Here is a 19,119-nt window from a genome sequence, read left to right as displayed (position 1 = left end):
GATCGGTCGTTTCCGTAGGGGAGGGAGGCGCCGGGGCGCAAACCCGGCAAGCGGACCGGTCAGAGGGTGGAGACCGCTCGTGCACCCGCGATGAGGTATGCCGCGACTCGGTCGGCCGCCGGTGAGAGCTCTCCGAACGAGAGCGCATAGATCTCGTCGCTCCGACGGAACGGATCCACGATGTCGAATTCGTCCGCGGTGGCGGGTGGGGGAACTGTTCCGCGAAGGGCTGCAGCGTGGGCCACCGCGGCGCGCATGCCGTCCTCGGCCGTTTTGGCCCCCGAGGCCATAACGGCATCAGAAAGGCCGGGCTCGAGCTGATCGGCGATCCGCGCGAGCTCACGTAGCGTGAAGGCGCGTCGCATGGCGGCCGGGAGAGACTCGACGACCAGGCGCCGGTGCTCGCGCGACATGGCGAGGACAAGATCGGCGTTTCGGATCATGCCCACATCGATCTGGCGGGCGCGGTGGGCTGAAGTGTCCACGCCGCGTGTAGCTGCAAGTCGCTGCGCCTGCTCGGGCACGCCGGCGTCCACCAGAGCACCCGTTCCGGCGCTTTCAACCCGAACATCCCCCACGCGCTGCAACGCGTCGGCCAGGATCAACTCGGCGACGGGCGAACGACAGACGTTCCCCGTGCACACTGAGAGGATCGAGAAGGTCACTTCTCATCCGATCGGTCGCGGCGGGAACGGCGCTCGCCCGTTGCCGCCGGCTGCGCCGTGTCCGGCGCCGTGTAGGAGTACGCGCCGTATCCGTAGCTGTCCGGTCCTCTGGCGGGGAGCATCGTGACGACGACGCCGAAGAGTCGACTGCCGATTGCGTTGAGTTTCTCGACGGCGGCGGTCAATTGCGGCTTCTTGGTCGTACCCGAGGCGGCGACGAGGAGCACTCCGCTGGTGAAGCGCGAGATGACGGCGGCGTCTGTCACGAGAAGGAGCGGTGGCGCGTCGACGAGTACGTAGTCGAAGGCATCGGCCAGGGCCTCCAGAGTTCGCTTCATGGCTTGGCTGCCCAGCAGTTCAGAGGGGTTCGGGGGCGTCCGCCCGGAGGGGAGCACGAAGAGCTTTCCCGTTCCCCACTGCTGGAGCACGTCAACGAGCTCGGCGCGCCCGATCAACACATCCGTCAGACCCACTCCACCTTCGATGCCCATGTAGTCGGCTACACGGGGCAAGCGAAGATCTCCGTCGACCAGCGCCACGCGGGCGCCCGTCTCGGCAAGCGCGATGGCGAGGTTGGCCGTCGTGGTCGACTTTCCCTCGCCCGGTCCTGCGCTGGAGATGACGAACGAACGGGACGAGCCATCGACATCGATGAACTGGAGATTCGTCCGCAAGCTGCGGAACGACTCCGCACGCGGGTTGCGCGGATCGGCATGCACGATGAGCGGTCGTTTCTTGGCGTCCGGGTCCAGCGCGATTCCACCGAGGACGGGAGATTCGGTCGCCGCCTCGATGTCGTGGAGGGAGTGAATCCTGGTGTCGAGCACGGAGCGGAGGAGCGCGATCGCCAAGCCCAGTGCGAGACCGGCCACGAGGCCGATCGCGATGCCCATCGGGATATTCGGCGACGATGGAGAGGTCGGGACGAGAGCAGGCTCGATCGTCTCGACGCGCACAAGGCTCGTCGCTTCGCCCTCGGGTTTCTCGAGCCGATTGACGACGACATCCGCGAAGTTCGAGCCGACAGAATTGGCGATGGAGGCTGCGAGTTCAGCGTCGGTGTTCGTCACTTTCACGGAGATGATCACCGAGTTCAGCGGGGACGATGCCTCAACGGAGCGCGCCAACTGCTGGGCAGTGACATCCAGGTTCAGATCATTGACGACCCGGTCGAGCACGACGGCGCTATCGACGACATCCACGAAGCTCACCACAGCCTGACGGGCGAAATTCGTTCCCTGCGCCAGCTCGCTGACGCCCGAATTATCGGAACGCACCGATACGTAAAGCTGCGTGTCCGCCTCGTACGTAGGGGTCTGTAGAAGCGAGTATCCGTACGTCGCGGCTCCGCCGAGAAGTGTCAGCGCAAGGATGAGGATCCAGTTGCGGTGCAGGATCCTGAGATAGTCGCGCAGTTCCAAGCCTCGTCCATTCGCCTGTCAATAGGTGAGCGGGTGCCCGGCAGGTGCGCACGGATAATCGGGCTATTCTTTCCCGAGGCTGTCCGCGCCGCACCCGGCGCCCCCCGACTACCCTACGACATTCGCAGAACGGCGCCGGAGGCCGCGCCTGGGAGACGCAATGAATGATCTCAGATCCCTTTTCGGGCCGACGCTCCAAAGTGAGTCCCCTACGCCGTCGGGACACCCCGGTCCGGACCCGAAGACCTCGCTTCGAGTCCTGGTGGGCGAGCCTGTCGTCACCACAGCTGTCCGGGCCACCGGCCCTGTGACCGATCTGAGGAGCCTGGTCGGCCCATCCGATTCCGTGGGCTCATCAATGACACCCAGCCCGATCCCCTCCGGGCCGGTCGAGCAGACGCCCCCCACCCGGCGTTCGGCCGCGGTCGACCTCGCCGCACTGGTGGGAACCTTGGAGCAGCCATCCAAGTCCGCCACGGGCGCGGGTCTTGAGGCTCTTCTCGGGGCACAAGGAGAGCGCTCCGATGCGCCGGGCTGGACGGCGCCTGAGCTAGCGCAACCGGGACGTCGTCCACTGTTCGGCGGAAGACGTCGGGCAGGAGCCGTCAATTACGTCAGCATCGCAGCAGCGGTTCTCGCCGTCGCTGCTCTCATCGGCTCGGCATCCTTCGCCGTCGTTCAGCGTGCTACCGCGAATCCCGCCGATGATGCCATGGTGAGTTTGCGCGAGCGTGAAGCCGAGTTGGCCAACGAGATCAACGTTCTGCAGACGACCGCGGACCTGTATGCGGCGTCCGCATCGGAAGGTCTCGCCTTGGCCGAGGCGAGCGCCCCGGTGCTGGCGGGATTGCGGGGCAACGTCGATGCGGCGCCTCTAGACACGGCAGAGGCCTCGAGGACGGCCCTGCAGCAGAGCGCCGCCGCCGCATTGGCCGCGCCCGCTGCGGTCCCCGTGTACGAGCGGGGCCAGATCGATGAGAAGTCGCTGACCTCGGTGGGGCGGGCACTCGACGACGTGCGTCTAGCCAGGGAGGCGCTTCCCGAGCTGGTGGCGGACGCCCGCCAGCAGCGTACGCAGGTCGTCGCTGCTATCCAGGAATTCCAGATGGCGCTTGCGGCGGTGGGCGCTGCGATCGAGGCCGAAGCCGTGAAGATCGTTCAGACCGCCGATGCGGCCGACTCGTCCTACCGCTCTGCGGTGACCGATGCGGCTGCACGTGTGAAGGCTACGCAACAGGCCGGGGGAGACGGGTTGGCGGACATGCAGTCCTATGTCGTCGCCGTCGATGCCCTGCGCACTGAGAACACGCGTGTCCTGGCCCTGCGGGCGGAGGAGGACGCCCGGACACCCTCACAACCCTCCACTCGCAATCCGAGCGCGGGCGGCTCGAGTCCGGGATCCTCGCCCACGGTCCCGGGTGGCTCCGAGAGCACCCCGTCGCCATCGCCCTCTCCCTCCGAATCGAACCCGCTGCCTTCCGACCCGCCTAGCACCGAGCCCACCGACCCTCCGGTGGATCCGTCTGAGCCGCCGGTGGATGAGACGATTCCGGATGAGACCCCGTGACGGCCGGTGGCGAAGTGCCCGTCGGCCGCCCTTCGCATGAAGGGGTCCTGCCATCGCGTTCGACCGTGAGGCGACGCACGATCGTCGCCAACATCATCGGCTGGACTGTAGGGGCTCTTGGCTTCGCTGTCTTCGGGGCAACTGCACTGCTCCTCGCGTTCGGCCATCAATCAGGGCTCGTGCGTACCGACCTGCTCGGTGCTCAGGCGAAACTGTCGTTCGTCCCGCAGATCGTCGCGAACCGCGACATCAATGGCCTGAACCAGGTGGCGGGTGAAGTCCTCGATCTGACTCGGCGTGCGGACGCCGGTACAACGGGGCCGCTGTGGGATCTGGCATCCGCGGTTCCCCTCGTCAGGGAGAACACCGAAGCCGTTCGCCAGCTGACCGGGATGACACTCGACCTGACCCAGCGCGCACTACCTCCGACGGTGTCTCTGCTGTCGGCATCCGACTTCTCCTCACTCGCCGTCGAGGGGGGCGGTATCAACCTCGAGCCATTCCGTCAGGCGGAGGGGGCGCTGCCGGAGATCACATCGGCATTCACCGACGCCAAAGTGGTCACCGACGGAATCGACCGAGATGGTCTGCTTCCGCTGGTGACGGAGCCCCTCGACGAGATCGCGACCATTGTCGATCAGGCGGCGCCCTCTCTCGCGCTCGTTCAGAAGTATCTGCCGTCGCTCCTTGCAGCGGCCGGCGGCGACGGCCCCAGAACGTATCTGGTGGTGTTTCAGAACAACGCGGAGATCCGCGCCACTGGCGGCAACCCCGCCGCCTCGAGCGTGATGGTCGTGGACAACGGCCGCATTCAGCTCAAAGAACAATCGGACTCCATGGCGTTCTACGCCGCGGGGCAGGCGGGAAGATCTGCTCTCGATCTTCCCGAGAGCACGCTTGCGCTGTATCCGGACACATTCACCCGTTACTCCCAGGACTTCACCTTCACGCCGGACTTTCCGACGACCGCGCGGCTGTTCGAGTCGCTGTGGAACCGCACCGACGGCTCTCGCTTCGACGGCGTCATGTCCATCGATCCGGTCGTGCTCTCGCACATGCTCGAGGTGCTCGGTCCTGTCGATCTGCCGTCGGGGGAGCAGATCACGGCCGAGAACGCCGTGCAACTCCTTCTCAGCGACGCTTACCAGCGATTCGGCGACGCGGGCGACAACGGACGGTCGTCCGACGTGTATTTTGCGCAGGTGTCTTCGACGGTCTTCTCGCGTCTCGCGAGCGGTCAATGGAACCCGATCGCTATGTTCGACCAACTCACACGAAGCGCGCAGGAACAGCGCATAAACCTGTGGTTCGCAGACCAGCAGGCCCAGGCGCTGGTGACCGAGGTCGGTCTCGACGGGGGCCTTCGCGCCGACAACGCGGTATCGACGCAACTCGGCATCTACCTGAACGACTTCTCGATCGGAAAGCTGGAGTACCACCTGTCGACCGAGATCTTCGCGACATGCAATGCGGCGGACAGGACGGTGAACGTGTCGATGACCATGCACAACGGCATCACCGATGACATCACAAATGCCTATACGCTCGGCTTCCGCAACAGTTCCTACGGTCTCCCGCCGCGGACGATGATGCTCAACACGTTGTTCTTCGCGCCCCCCGGTGCGACGATCACCGCGATGGATCCCGCGGATGGCGACATTCCCTCGCTGGCGCGGAGCGGAAGCGAGAACGGCAACACCGGTGAAAGCCGCTTGGTGACATTGGGGCAGGGCGAGTCGCGCACCGTGTCGTACTCGGTGCAGTTGCCCGGCGGGCCGCTTGGTTCGCTCGACCTGCGTCACACTCCGACCGCAGGTGACACGCCAGTCACGATCGATCCCTCGTGCGATCCGTTCCTGACGGGATTGTCGGGCTAACGTTCGCCTGCCCGAAACGGATCGTCCTTTCAGGCGTATTGTGGTGGGAGCCTTGGTGCGCGAGTCTGGCGCACGGGGCATCGTGAAGTGGGTCGCGAAGGGTGAGGGTTGATTGATGTCTTCGTTGGGAAAGTTCGCCCCGCGAGCGCTGCGCCGGTCACTCAAGCGGGTCAAAGTGAACCTCGATGTTCGCAAAGAGTTCGCGGCGGATCGTCGCCGGTACGCGGCCGCGATGCTGCCTGATGACAAATCCATCACGGCAAACCTTTCCGGGATGAACCTCGAGGCCCAGATCACGAAGGACTACCACCGCATCGAGAAGGGCCTCGCGCTGCAGCAGCCGAGGCGTCCGTTCGGATTAGAGGTGCAGCGGCGGCTCGAGAAGCTTCTTCCGGCAGCAGATCCGGACGCCGAGTATGTTCAGCACGCGCGGACCGCCCTCACGGCGCTCCAGCAGTGGAACGCCGGTGGCGGTGTCTCTGAGGACATCAGCCCGCTCCGTGACATTCCCTCTCAGCCGGCCCTGCCAGATCCGGATTCGTTCTTCGGTACGCGGCACAGCGTGCGGGACTTCTCCGCCCGACCTGTCGATCCTGCCCTGCTGGAACGGGCCGTGGAACTCGCCCTGTTCTCGCCCTCGGTCTGTAACCGGCAGAGCTGGCGGGTGCACATACGGCAGGGGGAGGAAGCGCGGCGGGTCCTCGAGTTTCAGAACGGCAGCGCCGGGTTCCGGGACATCGTCCCAGCAGTAGTCGTGATCACAGTCGACGCCCGAGCGTTCGCCGGAGCCAAAGAGCGCAACCAGGGCTGGATCGACGGGGGAATCTTCGCGATGTCGCTCGTCTGGGCTTTGCATGCACTAGGGCTCGACTCGTGCATGTTGAACATGAGCGTGCCCACCTTCAAGGCAGACGCCCTGCGACGTCATCTCAACGCGGATGATTCGGAACTGGTCATCATGATGGTGGCGGTGGGACACGGGCGCGAGGGGCATCGCCGCGCGCGGTCTCCGCGGCGTGGCACCGCTTCTGTCATCGCGACCGCCGGGGGAGCCTGAGCCTGTTTCGTTGTCTATGACGTGCGAAGCCAACTCGATCCCGACCACGTCAGCGTCATTGCCTGACCCGGCTCGAGAACGCGATCGCTGCTCGCACGTGGAGCGAACGGCGCGGACGACGTGTCTCTCACCCGAATGGCAGCGTTCTCGGGAGCGCAGATGAGGGTGAGTATCTGACCGTCGCGGCGCGGGCGACCTAGGGTGAGCTCGGTCGCTCCGCCACTACCACTCTCGATCTGCACGATGACGTGCGGGTCGGTCGAGTTCCACACCTGCGTCATATCGAGGCTGCTCGTGAGGCGGAAAGCGGCGGACGAGAGCACCGGATCTGACGGGTCCTCCGGCTGTGTCTGCCACTGCACTCGGCTGCCTTCAGCGATAGCACCCAGTCCGCCGGAGGGCAGCGATGAGAAAGTGACGCCGACCAAATCGACGATGTGGCCTGTCCCATCGAAGAATGCGTCGGCCCTCTCGACCGCTGACGCACTCATCGAGACTGAGACGTCGCGCAGGGAGAGCCGTGCATTCCGACCGTCCGGGGCTGTGCTCGCGGATATCGGAGACCACGACTGTTCGTGGTCTGCGAGCAGCGAAACGCGACTCAACTGCACGTCAGATCCCTCGTTCTGGAGGAAAGTTTGCCCCTGCCGGGTACCGTTCATGAGGATCGAGGCGTCGGTGACGCTCACTGCGGCGTTTCTCGCTCGAATGCCGCTCGACGTGCCGTCGATCACGGCACCAGCGACGGTGAGGACCGGTCGCGTCTCCAACTCGCCGGAACGGGGATGTCCCGTGGGGTGGACATCCGCTGCGATGGCGGTATCGGTGACCGACCGTGCCGTGAACGCCTGTACGACATGACCAAAGGACTCTCCGCCACGCTCGGCCTCAGTGAAGGCGCGAACGCCTAAGCCGATGCGTTGGGCCGAGCAACCGACAACGAGGTGGTTCCTCCCGCGGAGGGCGAAGGCGGAGACGTCCTCCGCTCCGGAGTCGACCGAACAACTCGAGAAGACGATGCATTCGCTGGAGTGGTGGGTGTCGAAGCCCGATCGGGATGGGGACACCGCGTGGCAGCCGAGGATCTGATTGCCGTAGGAGCGACCGTAGATGTGCGGGTTGGACGTGTTCCGGGAGATCGCGGGCGTGTCGTCCGTGTAGGCGTGTCGGGCGTGTCGGACGATGCTGTCACGAACAGTCCCGAATTCGCTGCAGTTGTCGAGGACCCCGTAGCCCAGTCGATGTGGCGCGTCATCCTCGGCGAAGGCCACATCGAGCCGGGAGACATGAAATCCGTAGCAGCTGTTCATGTGCACGACGGGACCATGCGCGCTGATGCAGCGGAGGTCCTCGACGACCGGAGCCAGGAGACCTGCCAGATAGATCATTGAGGCGCCGACGACCTTCGCTGAGGCAGACCTTGCCTCCAACGTGAAGCCGCGGATCTGTGCGGTGTTGCGACTGACTTCCACGACGCGCGCGTTGTCGGAATAGCTTTCGCGCAACCGCGCCGTCGTGACAATCTCATCCCGGTTCGTGGATGCCACGATCGCGAACTCGCCGTTACGTGAGGCGCGACCATCTGCGGATGTGCGAGATCCGGGAATCACGTCGTCCGAAATGACCTTGATCAGAGTGCCCGGACCCCAGCCGGGGTTTCCGTCGACGGTGATCTTCGACGTGGGCTCCGCCCCATCTCCAGGGGTCGAGGTTCCAAATGAGATCGCTCGGAACGGGGTGGCCCACTCCGCCTTCACGGAGATGATGGGTGAGGCCCCGGACTGGACGAGGGTCACACCGTAGCCGGAGAGACGTACCAGGTCGGATGTCGGAGTGATCGAGTTGCTCACCAGATACCGCCCGGGCGCGATGACTGCTTCCCAACCTTCGGGAACGGCGCCGAGGGCCTCCGTTAGCCCCGGACCGGAATCTTTCCGACCTGTCGGATCAATCCCTGAGTGATGGCGCGAGGAGATGTACACCGACCCGCCAGCGGTGCCATCGGTCGGTAACGGGCCCGGTGCCGGTTCTACCGAACCGCTCCTGATGGCTCGGTCGAGCAGCACAGAGCCAGTTGCGGCGACGAGGCCACCGGCGAGCAACTCCCTTCGACTCGGCGCGTCCAATCCGCTGCCCAGTCCGACATGGTCCAAGGGGCGCTCAGTCATCGGCGTATCCGCTTTGCCATCCGTAGTACGTCCGCTGTGTCCTGTCGAATGGTGGGGACGAGCGCGTAGGCGATAAGGAGGAAGAGTGCGATGGTTCCTCCGATGGCGAGGATCTGCCACCACGGTGCCAGGTTCCATGTCAGCCAGATCACGGGGGCCGCGACCACGAGCATCGTCGTATACAGCGCTACGGGACGAGCTGCAGCGATCACGATCGGACGTGGAGCCAGACCCGCCTTGGGCATGGCCCGGAACGTCAGGATCGCCCAGTTCAAGAGGAGGCCGGCGGTCATACCCACCGCGACGCCGATGGCACCCCATGGTACGCCTGCGAACATAAGCAGGATCATGATGCTGCGGGAAACGAGGGTATAACGCAGTTGCATACCCGTGAGCGCCTTTGCGAGGAACACCCAGTAGTAAACGTAACCGAGGGTTTGAAACACGCCCCCGATGGCGAGCACCGCGAACAGGCTTTTGGTCTCGTCCCAATCCGGGCCCAGAACGATCTCGACCAGGGGAGAGCAGAGCGCTGTCGCGGCGAAGAACACTCCGCCGATGACGTAGGTCTGCAGAAGCTGTGCTTGGCGGACATATCGCTGGAATGTTGCGTCGTCCTCGATCTTCGACAGCACTGGGAATGCGACCCTCGTCATGGGTGCCGCGAGCTGCTGAAGAGGGAGCCGGTACAACTGATAGGCCCTGCTGTAGAGGCCGAGTTGCTCCACACCCCAGAATCGTCCGATCAGCACGGAATCGACGTTGTTGCTGGCGTACGTAACGAGCTGCACACCCAGGTTGTTCACGCCGAAGCTGACGAGCGGGCGGATGTCAGCTCTTCTGGACGGCCACGTCGGCGTCCAGCGCGAAGCCACCCACAACATCACAAGGAGGAGAAAGGCCGACAACACCTGCTGAAGTACGAGCGCCCAGTAGGTGGCGCCCATCAGTGCGAAGACGATCGCTGCGGCGAACGAGATGAACTGTGCGGCGACATCCGCTATGGCCATGGCCTTGAATCTCAGCGCCTTGGAGGCCTCGGCCCTAAATTGCGCGGTCACTGCGTACAGCAGGAAGACTACCGACAGTGCCTGAGCCACGGCCACCAACTCCGGCCGGCCGTAGAACCATGAGATCGGGTAGGCAGCGAAGAAGACCACGACCGACACCACAAGACCGACGACGGTGTTCAACCAGAAGAGATTGGACTTCTGCTGGTGGGTGATGTCCCGCGCTTGGATCGCCGCGGAAGACAATCCGAAGTCTGCGAGCAGGAGCGCGAGTCCGGTGATCGAGGTGACAAGCGCGACTGTTCCGTAATCGCCTGGCGTCAGAAGCCGGGCGAGGACCATTAGCGCGCCGAACTGGATGACGAATCTCAGGAACTGGGCTAGCAGCGAGTGGGCGGCGCCCCGTGCTGCTGCCCCTGCGAGCGAGGTCATGCGGCGTGCTTCGTTCCCTGTCGGCGCATCATGCGATCGCGGGCTCGGTCGTCCGGGGAGCGGTCGGCTTCGCCGCTTCGCGGCGGGTCTCCGTCAGGTCTTTTCGCCGCAGCATGCCGTAGCCGAAGCCCATGCAGAGGAACCAGATCATGAAGATCGATCCATTCATGAGCCCCCACCCCGTGACGGCGGTGACCAGGGTGCCCGCAGCTGCGGCGATGGCTCCACGAGCCCAAGCCCCCTGCTGGTCCGTGCGCCGCATGCGGCGCACGCTGAGGAACAACAGCAGGAGGGCTGGAAGGAAGAAGAAGAACGCCCCGGGGATTCCCAGCTCTGTGATCTCCAGCAAGAAGATGTTGTGCACCCGCCATCCCTGCGCGGTCAGGCTGTCTGTCTGGCCCACGACGGGGATGTAATTGCCGGGGCCCACCCCCAGCCAGGGGTTGTTGCCGATGGCTTCGAGGGCGACCTCAGCGAAGTGCTCGCGCGCGCCGCCCTCGGGGTCGCCGGTGAATCGATCGATGATCGTTCCTGAGAACGCCACGGCCCCGGCCAGGACGACGGCAGGAACGACCAAACGGGAGGCTTTGGCGGATCGAGCAGGCATGATGATGAACCAGAGGAGCAACGTGAGCAGGTAGCCGATGAAGTTCGCCCTGCTCTCGGAGAGTCCCACCGGAATGAGCGCGATGAGCACCGCGAAGTAGGCGATGCGACGGGTGTGACGACTCAGCGATGTCGTCAGGGGGAGGATGATCGCCATGAAAAGGATCATCACTTTGCCGACAGTCCCCGGATGACTGAAGGTGCCGCTGGCGCGACCACCCTCGAGCTCGGCGGTGCGGCCCTGAAGCGCGAAGATCGGTACTCCGCTGGCCTGCAAGACGGTAACTACGGCCTGGAACAGGATGACAGCGGCGAGCAGATACACAAGTACCAACTCGTGTCGTGTTCCCGGGGCGTAACCCTTGGCGAGGTAGTGACCTACCGCCCAGGCGCCCACTCCGACCAAGAGATAGACAACATTCGTCGTCAACTCCGGACTCTGCTCCCATTCGAACGCGGCACCGATGAGGAGGAGTGTGATGAAAGGCAGGAAGAGGAGGAAGTTCGGGCGGCCGCTCGACGCGACGAAGCCTATGACCAGCACGGCCAGGATGATCGCGTCGTACGTCTGGAGACTGACCCCGCCCAGCTCGATACCCAAGGACCGAGGGACGAGTGTGGTGGCGATGACGACTGCGATGAGGGCAGTCGCCCACCAGCGCAGGGTGCTCAGCATCACGATGAGGAAGACGGCGGCGAGTAAGCCGAGAAGGAGCGTTGGCACGGGTACCCTTCCAGTCCGTCACGATGTCACATGTCCAGCTCGATCGTAGGTCACGCAACTCACCGTTGCGTGCGACCGCCCGTCCGAAGCGGCAGAACACGGCCGCGGCAGACGAATTGCGGGCCATTCTCTCCCTGTGCATAGACTGGGTCCTTGAATTTGCGTCGTGTCGGTCGTGCGTCGTTAACTGATATGTGGGGGCTTCGAGGCGATGGCCAATCCGAGCAAACTGATGGTGTCAGTAGCCGAGGCGGTTCGAGGTGTGACCCTCGGTCTGCTCGTGAGAACCGCTCGACTCGGGCGTCCGCGGAGCCGATACCACGTGCTTTTCGCGGCTCCGGGCGGCGGAAACATGGGCGATCAGGCGATGGCCGACGTGTTCTGCGAACAGGTTGAGGGCGACATCCGAGTGCTTCTGATGAAGCCCGAGGCTGTGGTGGTCCCGCACTACGGGAGTGGTTCGCGACGGGGCGTCGTCGTCACCGGGCTGATGTCCCGCAACCCCGTCACTTTCATCCGAGCATTCTCGCGCCTCGGGCGACTTCTTCGTAGAGCTTCCAGCTTGTCGATCACTGGTGCTGACATCATGGACGGCGGATATAACGTCCACGCGAGTTTGTTCCGATGGCGGCTGGCTCTCGCCGCACAGCGGGCGGGCGTTCCGACCCGGGTATTGGGATTCAGCTGGAATGGTCGCGCGCCGCGGTCCGTGACGTACGCGGCGGCGCGGGCCGCGAAAGCGGGCGCCGCACTGTACGTGCGCGACCCATTGAGCCGCGCTCGAATGGCGAAGGCCTCGATCGGGCCGACGCATGAAGCCAGCGACACGGTCTTCTCGTTGCGACAGCGCGATGAGGACACCGAGATCTTTCGTCGACTGAGAGACGCTCGGGCGGAAGGGCACCGGATCGCCCTCGTGAACGCAAGTGCGCTGGTGTCCAAGCGTGTGGATCAGCCCGCCGAATACGGGGCGGTGCTCGGTGCGCTACGCGATTCGGGATATCTGCCTGTGCTCTTGCCACACGTTCATCGCGGCCCTGGAGGCGACATGACTGCCATCCAGCAGGTTGTGGACGCCAATCCGGACGCCCCCTGGTACGTGGTGGAGGAACTGCTACGACCGGCGCAGATCCGGGCTCTCTTGTCGTTGACGGATGTCGTGGTGACCGGTCGCATGCACCTTGGCATCATGGCCTTGTCGACGGGAACACCAGCGTTCATCATCTCGACACAGGGCAAGGTCGAAGGATTGGGTCAGCTCTTTGGATGCGATGAGCTCGCGGTGACGGCCGAGGACGGATTGGGAGACGTCATCGCGGGCCGCGTTGCGGATCAGAACCTCCTCGATTCGATGAGAGCACGCATCGCGGAACACTTGCCGCGCGTGACGGCGCTCTCTGGACGCAACTTCTCAGGTCTGGTCTCTCGAGCGGCGGAGCCTGCGCCTTTCGGAGGCTCGGAGCCAATCCGCGCCGCGTCGCGAGTGTCCGTCATCATCCCGACGCACAAGCGGGCTGCTTTCCTTCCTTCCTCCATCGGATCCGTCCTGTCGCAGACGAGGCAGCCCGTCGAAGTGATCGTGTGTAGCGACGTGTCGGACGAAGAGACGGAGAGTGCTGTTCACACCCTCGCGGCGACGACGGACGTTCCTCTTCGGTACGTCTACGACCCGGCGACTCCCGGAGGCGCCTCCGCCTCCCGCAATGGCGGTGCCGCTGTGGCCCAGGGAGATGTGCTCGCCTTCCTCGATGACGACGACGTCTGGGAACCGGGGTACCTACAGGCGGCGATCGACGCGGCCGCGGCTGAGGGCACCGATATGGCTGTGGTGGCGCGGTGGATGGTCAAGGGCGATACGCGCGTCGAAGCGCCGGTGCTTGCGCCGAACAAGACGGCGCAGGACGTGGTGGCCGTGAGCCTGGGGACCACGGGCAGCAACATGGTTCTCACTCGCGACGCGTTTGTGCGCTCAGGCGGTTTCGACGAATCCATTCCGGTCAAGAACGACACAGACTTTTTCTTTCGCTTCCTGCTCGCAGGGCACACATACACTTCGGTTGCCGAACGGCTCGCGCTCCAGGTGAAGCATGGAACGGGTCAGCTGACCGGAAACACCGAGCGGCGAGCGGCTGGGACCAAGATCTATATGGCGAAGCATGCCGTGCATCTCCGTGCTCGAGACCGACGTCACCTGCGTCTGTCCTACTTCCGAATCCGCTACCACCTCGCAAAAAATCCCCTGTTCAAGTACACCTATTTGGCGCTCGCATTGATCAACTATTCTCCGCAGAAGTACTTCGAGGAGCGGTCCATCAGACGCGCCTGGATCAAGCTGGAGGCTATCCGGTGACGACCTCTTCCCCCCGGCGTCGTCGTGTCGCAATCATTGGTACACGCGGCTATCCAAGCTTCTACGGTGGCTTCGAGACCGCTGTCCGGGTCCTGGCTCCCTACCTCGCCGAACGTGAATGGGACGTAACGGTCTATGGTCGCCCCGGTGCCGCAAGCGCACCGCCGGAGTTCGAGAGCGACGCGAGGGTCACGTCGCGGATCACGCGCGGATTCGAAACGAAGTCCCTGAGCACTCTGTCCTACGGGTTCACATCCACCCTTGACGCCGTCCGGCATCGTCCTGATGTCGCGTTGGTGATGAACGTGGCGAACGGCTACTGGTTGCCGCTCCTCAAGGCGCGCGGCATACCGACCGTCGTCAACGTCGACGGCATCGAGTGGGAGCGCGAGAAGTGGGGTCGTCTCGCGAAAGCCGTCTTCCACACGGGTGCCCGCGCGACAGCGCGCTGGGGTGACTCGCTCGTATTCGACGCCCACGCGATAGGCGATTACTGGACAAAGAACTTCCGCCGCGGTGGGACCTTCATCCCATACGGCGGAGACATCCCCGAAGACCTTCCGGTGCCGCCCGGCGTGGAGAGCGGCCGGTACGTCCTGGTCGTCGCACGCTTCGTTCCGGAGAACACCATCGGTGAGTTCTTCGATGCGGTCGCGTCGATTGCGCAACGTCATCCCGTCGTCATCATCGGCTCGTCGGGTTACGGCGGGCCATTCGATGACCGGGCCAAGGAACTCGCTGAGCATAACGCCGCTGTGACGTGGCTCGGACATGTCCGCAATGACGACCTCCTCCTCGCCCTTTGGCAGCACTGCGGCGTGTACTTCCACGGCCACAGCGTCGGAGGTACGAATCCTGCCCTCGTTCAGGCCATGGCGTGCGGGGCTCCCGTGGTGGCGCGAGATACGGTCTTCAACCGCGAGGTCCTCTCCCCCGACGGGGCGAAATTCGTCGAACCGCGTCCGACGGACATCGCGCAGGCCGTGAACTCGCTGTTGAGCGACCCCGCTGAGAGAGCTCGTCTTTCAGCGGTCGTCACCGCACGCGCGGCCGAACTGTATTCCTGGGGTCTCGTGTGTTCCTCCTATGAGGCCGAACTCGATCGCATCAGGCGGAGATGACCATGGAGCAGAGTCTGACGACATTCCCTATGCACGGACAGCGAAAGCTGTCGAACGAGGGGTACCGCACCCGGGACGGTCACTTCATCGAGTGGTTCGGCCGACTCCTCGATGGTCGTGGACCCGTCGTCGTGCGCTCTCGACCTGAGCCGCAGGCTCTCCGTCCATTCCGGAAGCCGGGGACCCTTGCGGGGAACACGCGTTCGCTGGACAGCTGGAGTTGGCGTATCCCGACGAAGGGCCCGCGGCAGCGATGGTGGTGGACATCACGCGACTCTTATAGCGGCGAGGATCTGCAGTCCTCGGTCCCCGTAGTCATCTGGAACCCCTTCGTCAGCGTGTCGAACGTCTGGGACGCCGTTGCGAGCCGAGATCGCAAGGTCGCATTCGACATGCTCGACGACTGGACGAATCACTACGCGTTCGACGTCATCCGCAGCGAGGTCAGGCTTGCTTATCAGCGTCTTTTCGACAGGGTGGACATCGTCACGGCGAACTCCGAGGCGACGCTGGCGACGGCGCAGGCATTCGGAAGGTCGGACGCGCAGCTCGTGACGAACGGATGCGACCCCGACAGGTTCCCGGTTGACTCGCTTGCGTCCGGCCCGATCACCGTCGGATACGTCGGCAAGATCGGCAAGCGCGTCGACCTTGAGCTCGTGTTGCGGACTGCGGCGGCATTCCCCGACGTGTCCTTCGTCTTTGCGGGACCCATTCTTGATCGGGAGTACGATGCACCGCTGCGCTCGCAGCCCAACATCCGTCTCCTGGGCGACGTTCACTACGATCGTGTCCCGGCTCTGCTGCAGACGTTCGACATCGGGTGGGTTCCCCACCGCGTCGGCGAGGGTGAGGTTGGGGGCGATGTCATCAAGACCTATGAGTATCGCGCGGCCGGTCTCCCCGTGATCACGACCCCGGTTCTCGGGGCGAACGACCGCGGCCTCGATGGCGTCCGCGTGGCTAGCCGCGAGGAGCAGGAGGCGGTCTTCGCCGCCATCATCGCCCGCGGCAGCCGGGTCCCGCGGGAGTCGACAACCATCCCGCCGGCTACAACGTGGCGATTCAAGGCCGTCGGTCTCCTGGATAGGCTCGGCGTTGACCACGTCTGATGCCGTCGCGATCTGCGTCGCCACATATCAGCGGCCTGATCAGTTGCGAGCGCTCCTGGATGCGTTAGAGGGGCAGATTGATGCGGGGCCCTATCGCGTTTACCTCGTCGACAATGACCCGGACGGCACCGCAGAGTTTGTGGCGGCATCGACATCCCTCGACCTCGAGTACATCCGGGAACCCACCCCCGGGATCGTCGCTGCGCGCAACGCGGCGCTCGAACGATGCTTCGAGCCGCTGGTCGCCTTCATCGACGACGACGAATACCCGGCGCCGACATGGCTCGCGACGTTGCGGAAGTGCATGGCTGACATGGAGGCGGATGTCGTGTGGGGCCCCGTGGTCTCTGTCTTCCCCCCGGAGACTCCGGATTGGGTCCACGCTGGCAATTTCTTCAGCCGCGCGCGATACACCACGGGCACAAGGTTCGATCAGGCAGCGACGAACAACGTCCTCGCGCGACGGTCCTCGATCGATGCCCTGAGTCTCCCGCGGTTCGACGAGCGGTTCTCGGCGAGCGGGGGCAGCGATTCGCAACTGTTCCATCGCATCCATAACGCCGGCGGGAAGATCGTCTGGTGCGACGAGGCGATCGTCTACGAAGACGTGCCGCTCAGCAGAATGACTCTCGCCTGGCTGCGGCAACGCGCGCGTCGCACGGGGAATGTCCGCGGTCGCTTGCTCGTCGAAGACGGAAAACGAGCGAGGGCGTGGGTCGAAGGCCTGGCCCGTGTGGCCGTGGGCGGAATTCGCCTGGTGTCAGACAGGGTGCGCAGGGTGCGGGCGAATAGCTCCTCGCTCAACACCTGGATGAGGGGATGGGGGATCCTCGATGCAGCACGGGGTCATGTCGTGATCGAGTACAGACGCCCTCAGGAGGATCAATCATGAAGGCCTTCATCGCTGCCCACGGGCAAGCCGACAACCTGGGTGACTCCGTCCTGCGACGAGCAATGCTCGACGCGTTCCTGGACCCCCAGCTGGAACGTCACATTCTCGTGGGTCCCGGAGTTTCCGATTACGCCGCAGGGCTGGGGCTGCGCGGGGCCGACCACGTCTATACGTCGCGGTCCGCGTGGCAGCGTGCCGCCGTTCGAGCAGGATTGACTGCGCCCATCGCATTCGTCACCAACGCGGGCGAAGTGCAGCTGAATGGCAGGCGCACCAAGATCGCGTTCGCTGACATTCCCACAGCACTGCTGGTTCGCGCGCGTGGGGGCGTGCCGGTCCAGACCGGCATGGCTTTTCGTGTGCCCCACGGCTCGTTTCCTTGGCAGATCGCCATCGTCTCCCGCCTGAGTAAGGTTGCCACGTGGCGCGACCTGCCTAGCCGCGACTACGCGGGGACAGGCGAGGTCACGCCCGACTGGGCCTTCGCCTTGAAGGCGTCGGGGAAGGCGGCCGAGCGCGACCTTCTCGTCGTCACCATGAGGGGTGACCGTCCCGAGCCCACGCCGGCATTTCTGGAGGCAATCAGCCTCCTCAGCTCTCGACGAGGTTTGCGTCCTGTCGTCATCAACCAGGTGGTTCGGGACAGGGAACGGTCGCAAATGATCGCTGACGCCGTCGGAGCCGAGTTTCTGTCTCCGTGGTCGGGCGGGCCACACAATGAATTCGAGCGCGTTGTCCGGGACATCTACGCGAGGACGGAGGTAGTCGTGAGCGACCGTCTTCACGCCCTCGTCATCGGGCTGACGGAGGGCGCCGCGCCCGTCGGCGCGACCAGCGGTCCGTCAGAGAAGCTCGACCGCACCTTCGCCGCGGCCGGAATCGATGATGTCTCCTTCGATTTCCGCAAGCTCGACGCGGACGCTATCGTCGACCGCGCGAATGTGATCGCTGACCGTCGCGATGCGCTCACGGGTGCCGCCGCGACGGCGCGTGACCGTCTGGAGGAACTTGGCCGTCGCGTGCGCTCTGCGCTCGTCAGGTCTTAGCGAGAAGTCGAAGACGAGAATATCTCGCGGTAGAGGTGCCCGTACTGATCGCCGACCGCTGACCAGGAACGAAGCGGCAGCGCCTCCCTGCCTCGGCGTAGACGCTCCGAGGACTGGAAATGTCGTACGGCGTCTTCGAGGATCTCCGGGGTGAGTTCTCCATCGTATGTCCGAACCCACTCGGGGCCGGATTCGGATCGCAGGTCGTCCATGGTTTGCGACGACGGGACCAGGATCGGAGTACCGCAGCTCAATGCCAGGAGTGCTGCGCCAGAGTTGTACATGCGGCGGTAGGGGAGCACCACGAATCCGCTTCGTCCGATCTCGCGCACGAGCTCCTCGTACTCCAGCAGTTCGGCCCGGAACTCGACACCGCCGGCTGCTGCCGCGGCCAGCTCATGAACGGCTCGTCCGTAGTCGGGATCGGTCGGACGGCCCATGATAGCCAAGCTCGTCCGTGCGTCGGCGCGGTGAACCTCCTCGAACGCGTCCAGCAGCTGTTCGATTCCTTTGTAGGGCCGGAGGAGGCCGAATAGGAGCATGCGGTGAGGGTCGCGGTCGACGTCGAGCCGATGGCGCAGTTGGTCTGCGACGTGGCTGTAGTCGCCAAACGGGATGAAGACCGCTCCTTCTTCATCGGGCGTCACCGACGGATAGAGATATATGCGTCGAGTCGTGAGCTGTTCCCACCACGTCAGAAGACGTGACTCGACCGAGGTGCCGCGTTCGTGCGGGGATTCGTTGTGCACGGTCCACACCGCGGGCTTTCCGAACAGCTTGATCCGGAACAGGAGCAGCGTGAACAGCGTGTACTTCGCCCAACGGCGCCATCGAGTGGAGGCGCGAATAGTCGATTCTGGCCAGTGCAGGTGGATCACATCCCACCGGCCAAGGAGGGCTCGTTTCCAGGAGAACTTCCGGATGCGAATGTCTGCGGGCAGAGCAGAGACCAGGGCGTATATCGGCGCGCGTGAGTTGGTGCCCTTCGAAGGGCGCATGAGGACATCGATGCTGCGAGCGTGCGGTTGTGCGCGGCGAATGCTGGTCACCAGTTCACTGTAGTCACCGGAC

14 protein-coding genes are annotated in these 19,119 nt (G+C 64.4%); 8 read left to right on the top strand and 6 right to left on the bottom strand.

What is annotated here, in order from left to right; translation table 11 throughout:
- Positions 1-59 precede the first annotated feature (59 nt).
- Together LL239_RS06460 and LL239_RS06455 are read right to left on the bottom strand one after the other, a co-directional pair.
- A complete protein-coding gene (locus LL239_RS06460; RefSeq protein WP_228162622.1) occupies positions 60-665 on the bottom strand; it encodes an arsenate reductase/protein-tyrosine-phosphatase family protein in 606 nt (201 codons plus the stop codon).
- The gene (locus LL239_RS06455) at positions 662-2,086 is read right to left on the bottom strand and encodes a polysaccharide biosynthesis tyrosine autokinase (RefSeq protein ID WP_228162621.1); all 1,425 of its coding nucleotides are present in this window, start codon (positions 2,084-2,086) and stop codon (positions 662-664) included. The genes LL239_RS06460 and LL239_RS06455 overlap by 4 nt, the downstream gene beginning before the upstream one ends.
- 262 nt (positions 2,087-2,348) lie before the next feature.
- On the opposite strand from LL239_RS06455, the gene LL239_RS06450 reads away from it, so the two are divergent.
- The 3 genes from LL239_RS06450 to LL239_RS06440 all read left to right on the top strand — a co-directional run bounded on the left by LL239_RS06450 (position 2,349) and on the right by LL239_RS06440 (position 6,587).
- Positions 2,349-3,653 (top strand): hypothetical protein, encoded by a 1,305-nt coding sequence (locus tag LL239_RS06450; RefSeq protein ID WP_228162620.1) that lies wholly within the window; start codon positions 2,349-2,351, stop codon positions 3,651-3,653.
- Positions 3,654-3,718: 65 nt separating this feature from the next.
- Positions 3,719-5,530: a DUF4012 domain-containing protein gene (locus tag LL239_RS06445; RefSeq protein ID WP_228162619.1), complete on the top strand. Its 1,812-nt coding sequence runs from the start codon at positions 3,719-3,721 to the stop codon at positions 5,528-5,530.
- A 175-nt stretch (positions 5,531-5,705) separates the two neighbouring features.
- Positions 5,706-6,587, top strand: a complete 882-nt coding sequence (locus tag LL239_RS06440; RefSeq protein ID WP_228162618.1) for a nitroreductase family protein — start codon at positions 5,706-5,708, stop codon at positions 6,585-6,587.
- Positions 6,588-6,601: 14 nt separating this feature from the next.
- Here the strand turns inward: LL239_RS06440 and LL239_RS06435 are convergent, their stop codons facing one another.
- The 3 genes from LL239_RS06435 to LL239_RS18025 are packed head-to-tail and all read right to left on the bottom strand — an operon-like array spanning position 6,602 to position 11,527.
- A complete protein-coding gene (locus LL239_RS06435) occupies positions 6,602-8,755 on the bottom strand; it encodes a hypothetical protein (RefSeq protein ID WP_228162617.1) in 2,154 nt (717 codons plus the stop codon).
- The gene (locus tag LL239_RS06430; protein ID WP_228162616.1) at positions 8,752-10,197 is read right to left on the bottom strand and encodes a lipopolysaccharide biosynthesis protein; all 1,446 of its coding nucleotides are present in this window, start codon (positions 10,195-10,197) and stop codon (positions 8,752-8,754) included. The genes LL239_RS06435 and LL239_RS06430 overlap by 4 nt, the downstream gene beginning before the upstream one ends.
- Before the next feature lie 28 nt (positions 10,198-10,225).
- The gene (locus LL239_RS18025; protein WP_228162615.1) at positions 10,226-11,527 is read right to left on the bottom strand and encodes an O-antigen ligase family protein; all 1,302 of its coding nucleotides are present in this window, start codon (positions 11,525-11,527) and stop codon (positions 10,226-10,228) included.
- Between the two features lie 322 nt (positions 11,528-11,849).
- On the opposite strand from LL239_RS18025, the gene LL239_RS06420 reads away from it, so the two are divergent.
- The 5 genes from LL239_RS06420 (at position 11,850) to LL239_RS06400 (ending at position 18,048) form a co-directional block, all read left to right on the top strand.
- Complete coding sequence (locus LL239_RS06420) at positions 11,850-13,877, top strand: glycosyltransferase (RefSeq protein WP_228162614.1); 2,028 nt, start codon at positions 11,850-11,852, stop codon at positions 13,875-13,877.
- Positions 13,874-14,998, top strand: a complete 1,125-nt coding sequence (locus LL239_RS06415; RefSeq protein WP_228162613.1) for a glycosyltransferase — start codon at positions 13,874-13,876, stop codon at positions 14,996-14,998. The genes LL239_RS06420 and LL239_RS06415 overlap by 4 nt, the downstream gene beginning before the upstream one ends.
- Before the next feature lie 392 nt (positions 14,999-15,390).
- A complete protein-coding gene (locus LL239_RS06410) occupies positions 15,391-16,110 on the top strand; it encodes a glycosyltransferase (RefSeq protein WP_228162612.1) in 720 nt (239 codons plus the stop codon).
- The gene (locus LL239_RS06405) at positions 16,097-17,002 is read left to right on the top strand and encodes a glycosyltransferase family 2 protein (RefSeq protein WP_228162611.1); all 906 of its coding nucleotides are present in this window, start codon (positions 16,097-16,099) and stop codon (positions 17,000-17,002) included. Before LL239_RS06410 ends, LL239_RS06405 begins: the two co-directional genes overlap by 14 nt.
- Positions 16,999-18,048, top strand: coding sequence for a hypothetical protein (locus LL239_RS06400; protein WP_228162609.1), 1,050 nt, complete (start codon positions 16,999-17,001; stop codon positions 18,046-18,048). The genes LL239_RS06405 and LL239_RS06400 overlap by 4 nt, the downstream gene beginning before the upstream one ends.
- On the opposite strand, the gene LL239_RS18020 is transcribed toward LL239_RS06400, so the two are convergent.
- On the bottom strand, positions 18,045-19,097 hold the full coding sequence (locus LL239_RS18020; RefSeq protein ID WP_228162607.1) for a glycosyltransferase: 1,053 nt from the start codon (positions 19,095-19,097) through the stop codon (positions 18,045-18,047). The genes LL239_RS06400 and LL239_RS18020 overlap by 4 nt on opposite strands.
- Positions 19,098-19,119 lie beyond the last annotated feature (22 nt).

Origin of the sequence: Microbacterium testaceum (genome assembly GCF_020781835.1) — a bacterium.
Taxonomy (GTDB): Bacteria; Actinomycetota; Actinomycetes; order Actinomycetales; family Microbacteriaceae; genus Microbacterium; species Microbacterium testaceum_H.
This window is presented reverse-complemented; position numbering and strand designations above follow the sequence as displayed.

Coding starts and splice junctions, on each gene's coding strand:
- LL239_RS06435 (WP_228162617.1), bottom strand. CDS start 8,755: ATGACTGAGCGCCCCTTGGACCATGTCGGACTGGGCAGCGGATTGGAC.
- LL239_RS06430 (WP_228162616.1), bottom strand. CDS start 10,197: ATGACCTCGCTCGCAGGGGCAGCAGCACGGGGCGCCGCCCACTCGCTG.
- LL239_RS06410 (WP_228162612.1), top strand. CDS start 15,391: ATGCTCGACGACTGGACGAATCACTACGCGTTCGACGTCATCCGCAGC.
- LL239_RS06400 (WP_228162609.1), top strand. CDS start 16,999: ATGAAGGCCTTCATCGCTGCCCACGGGCAAGCCGACAACCTGGGTGAC.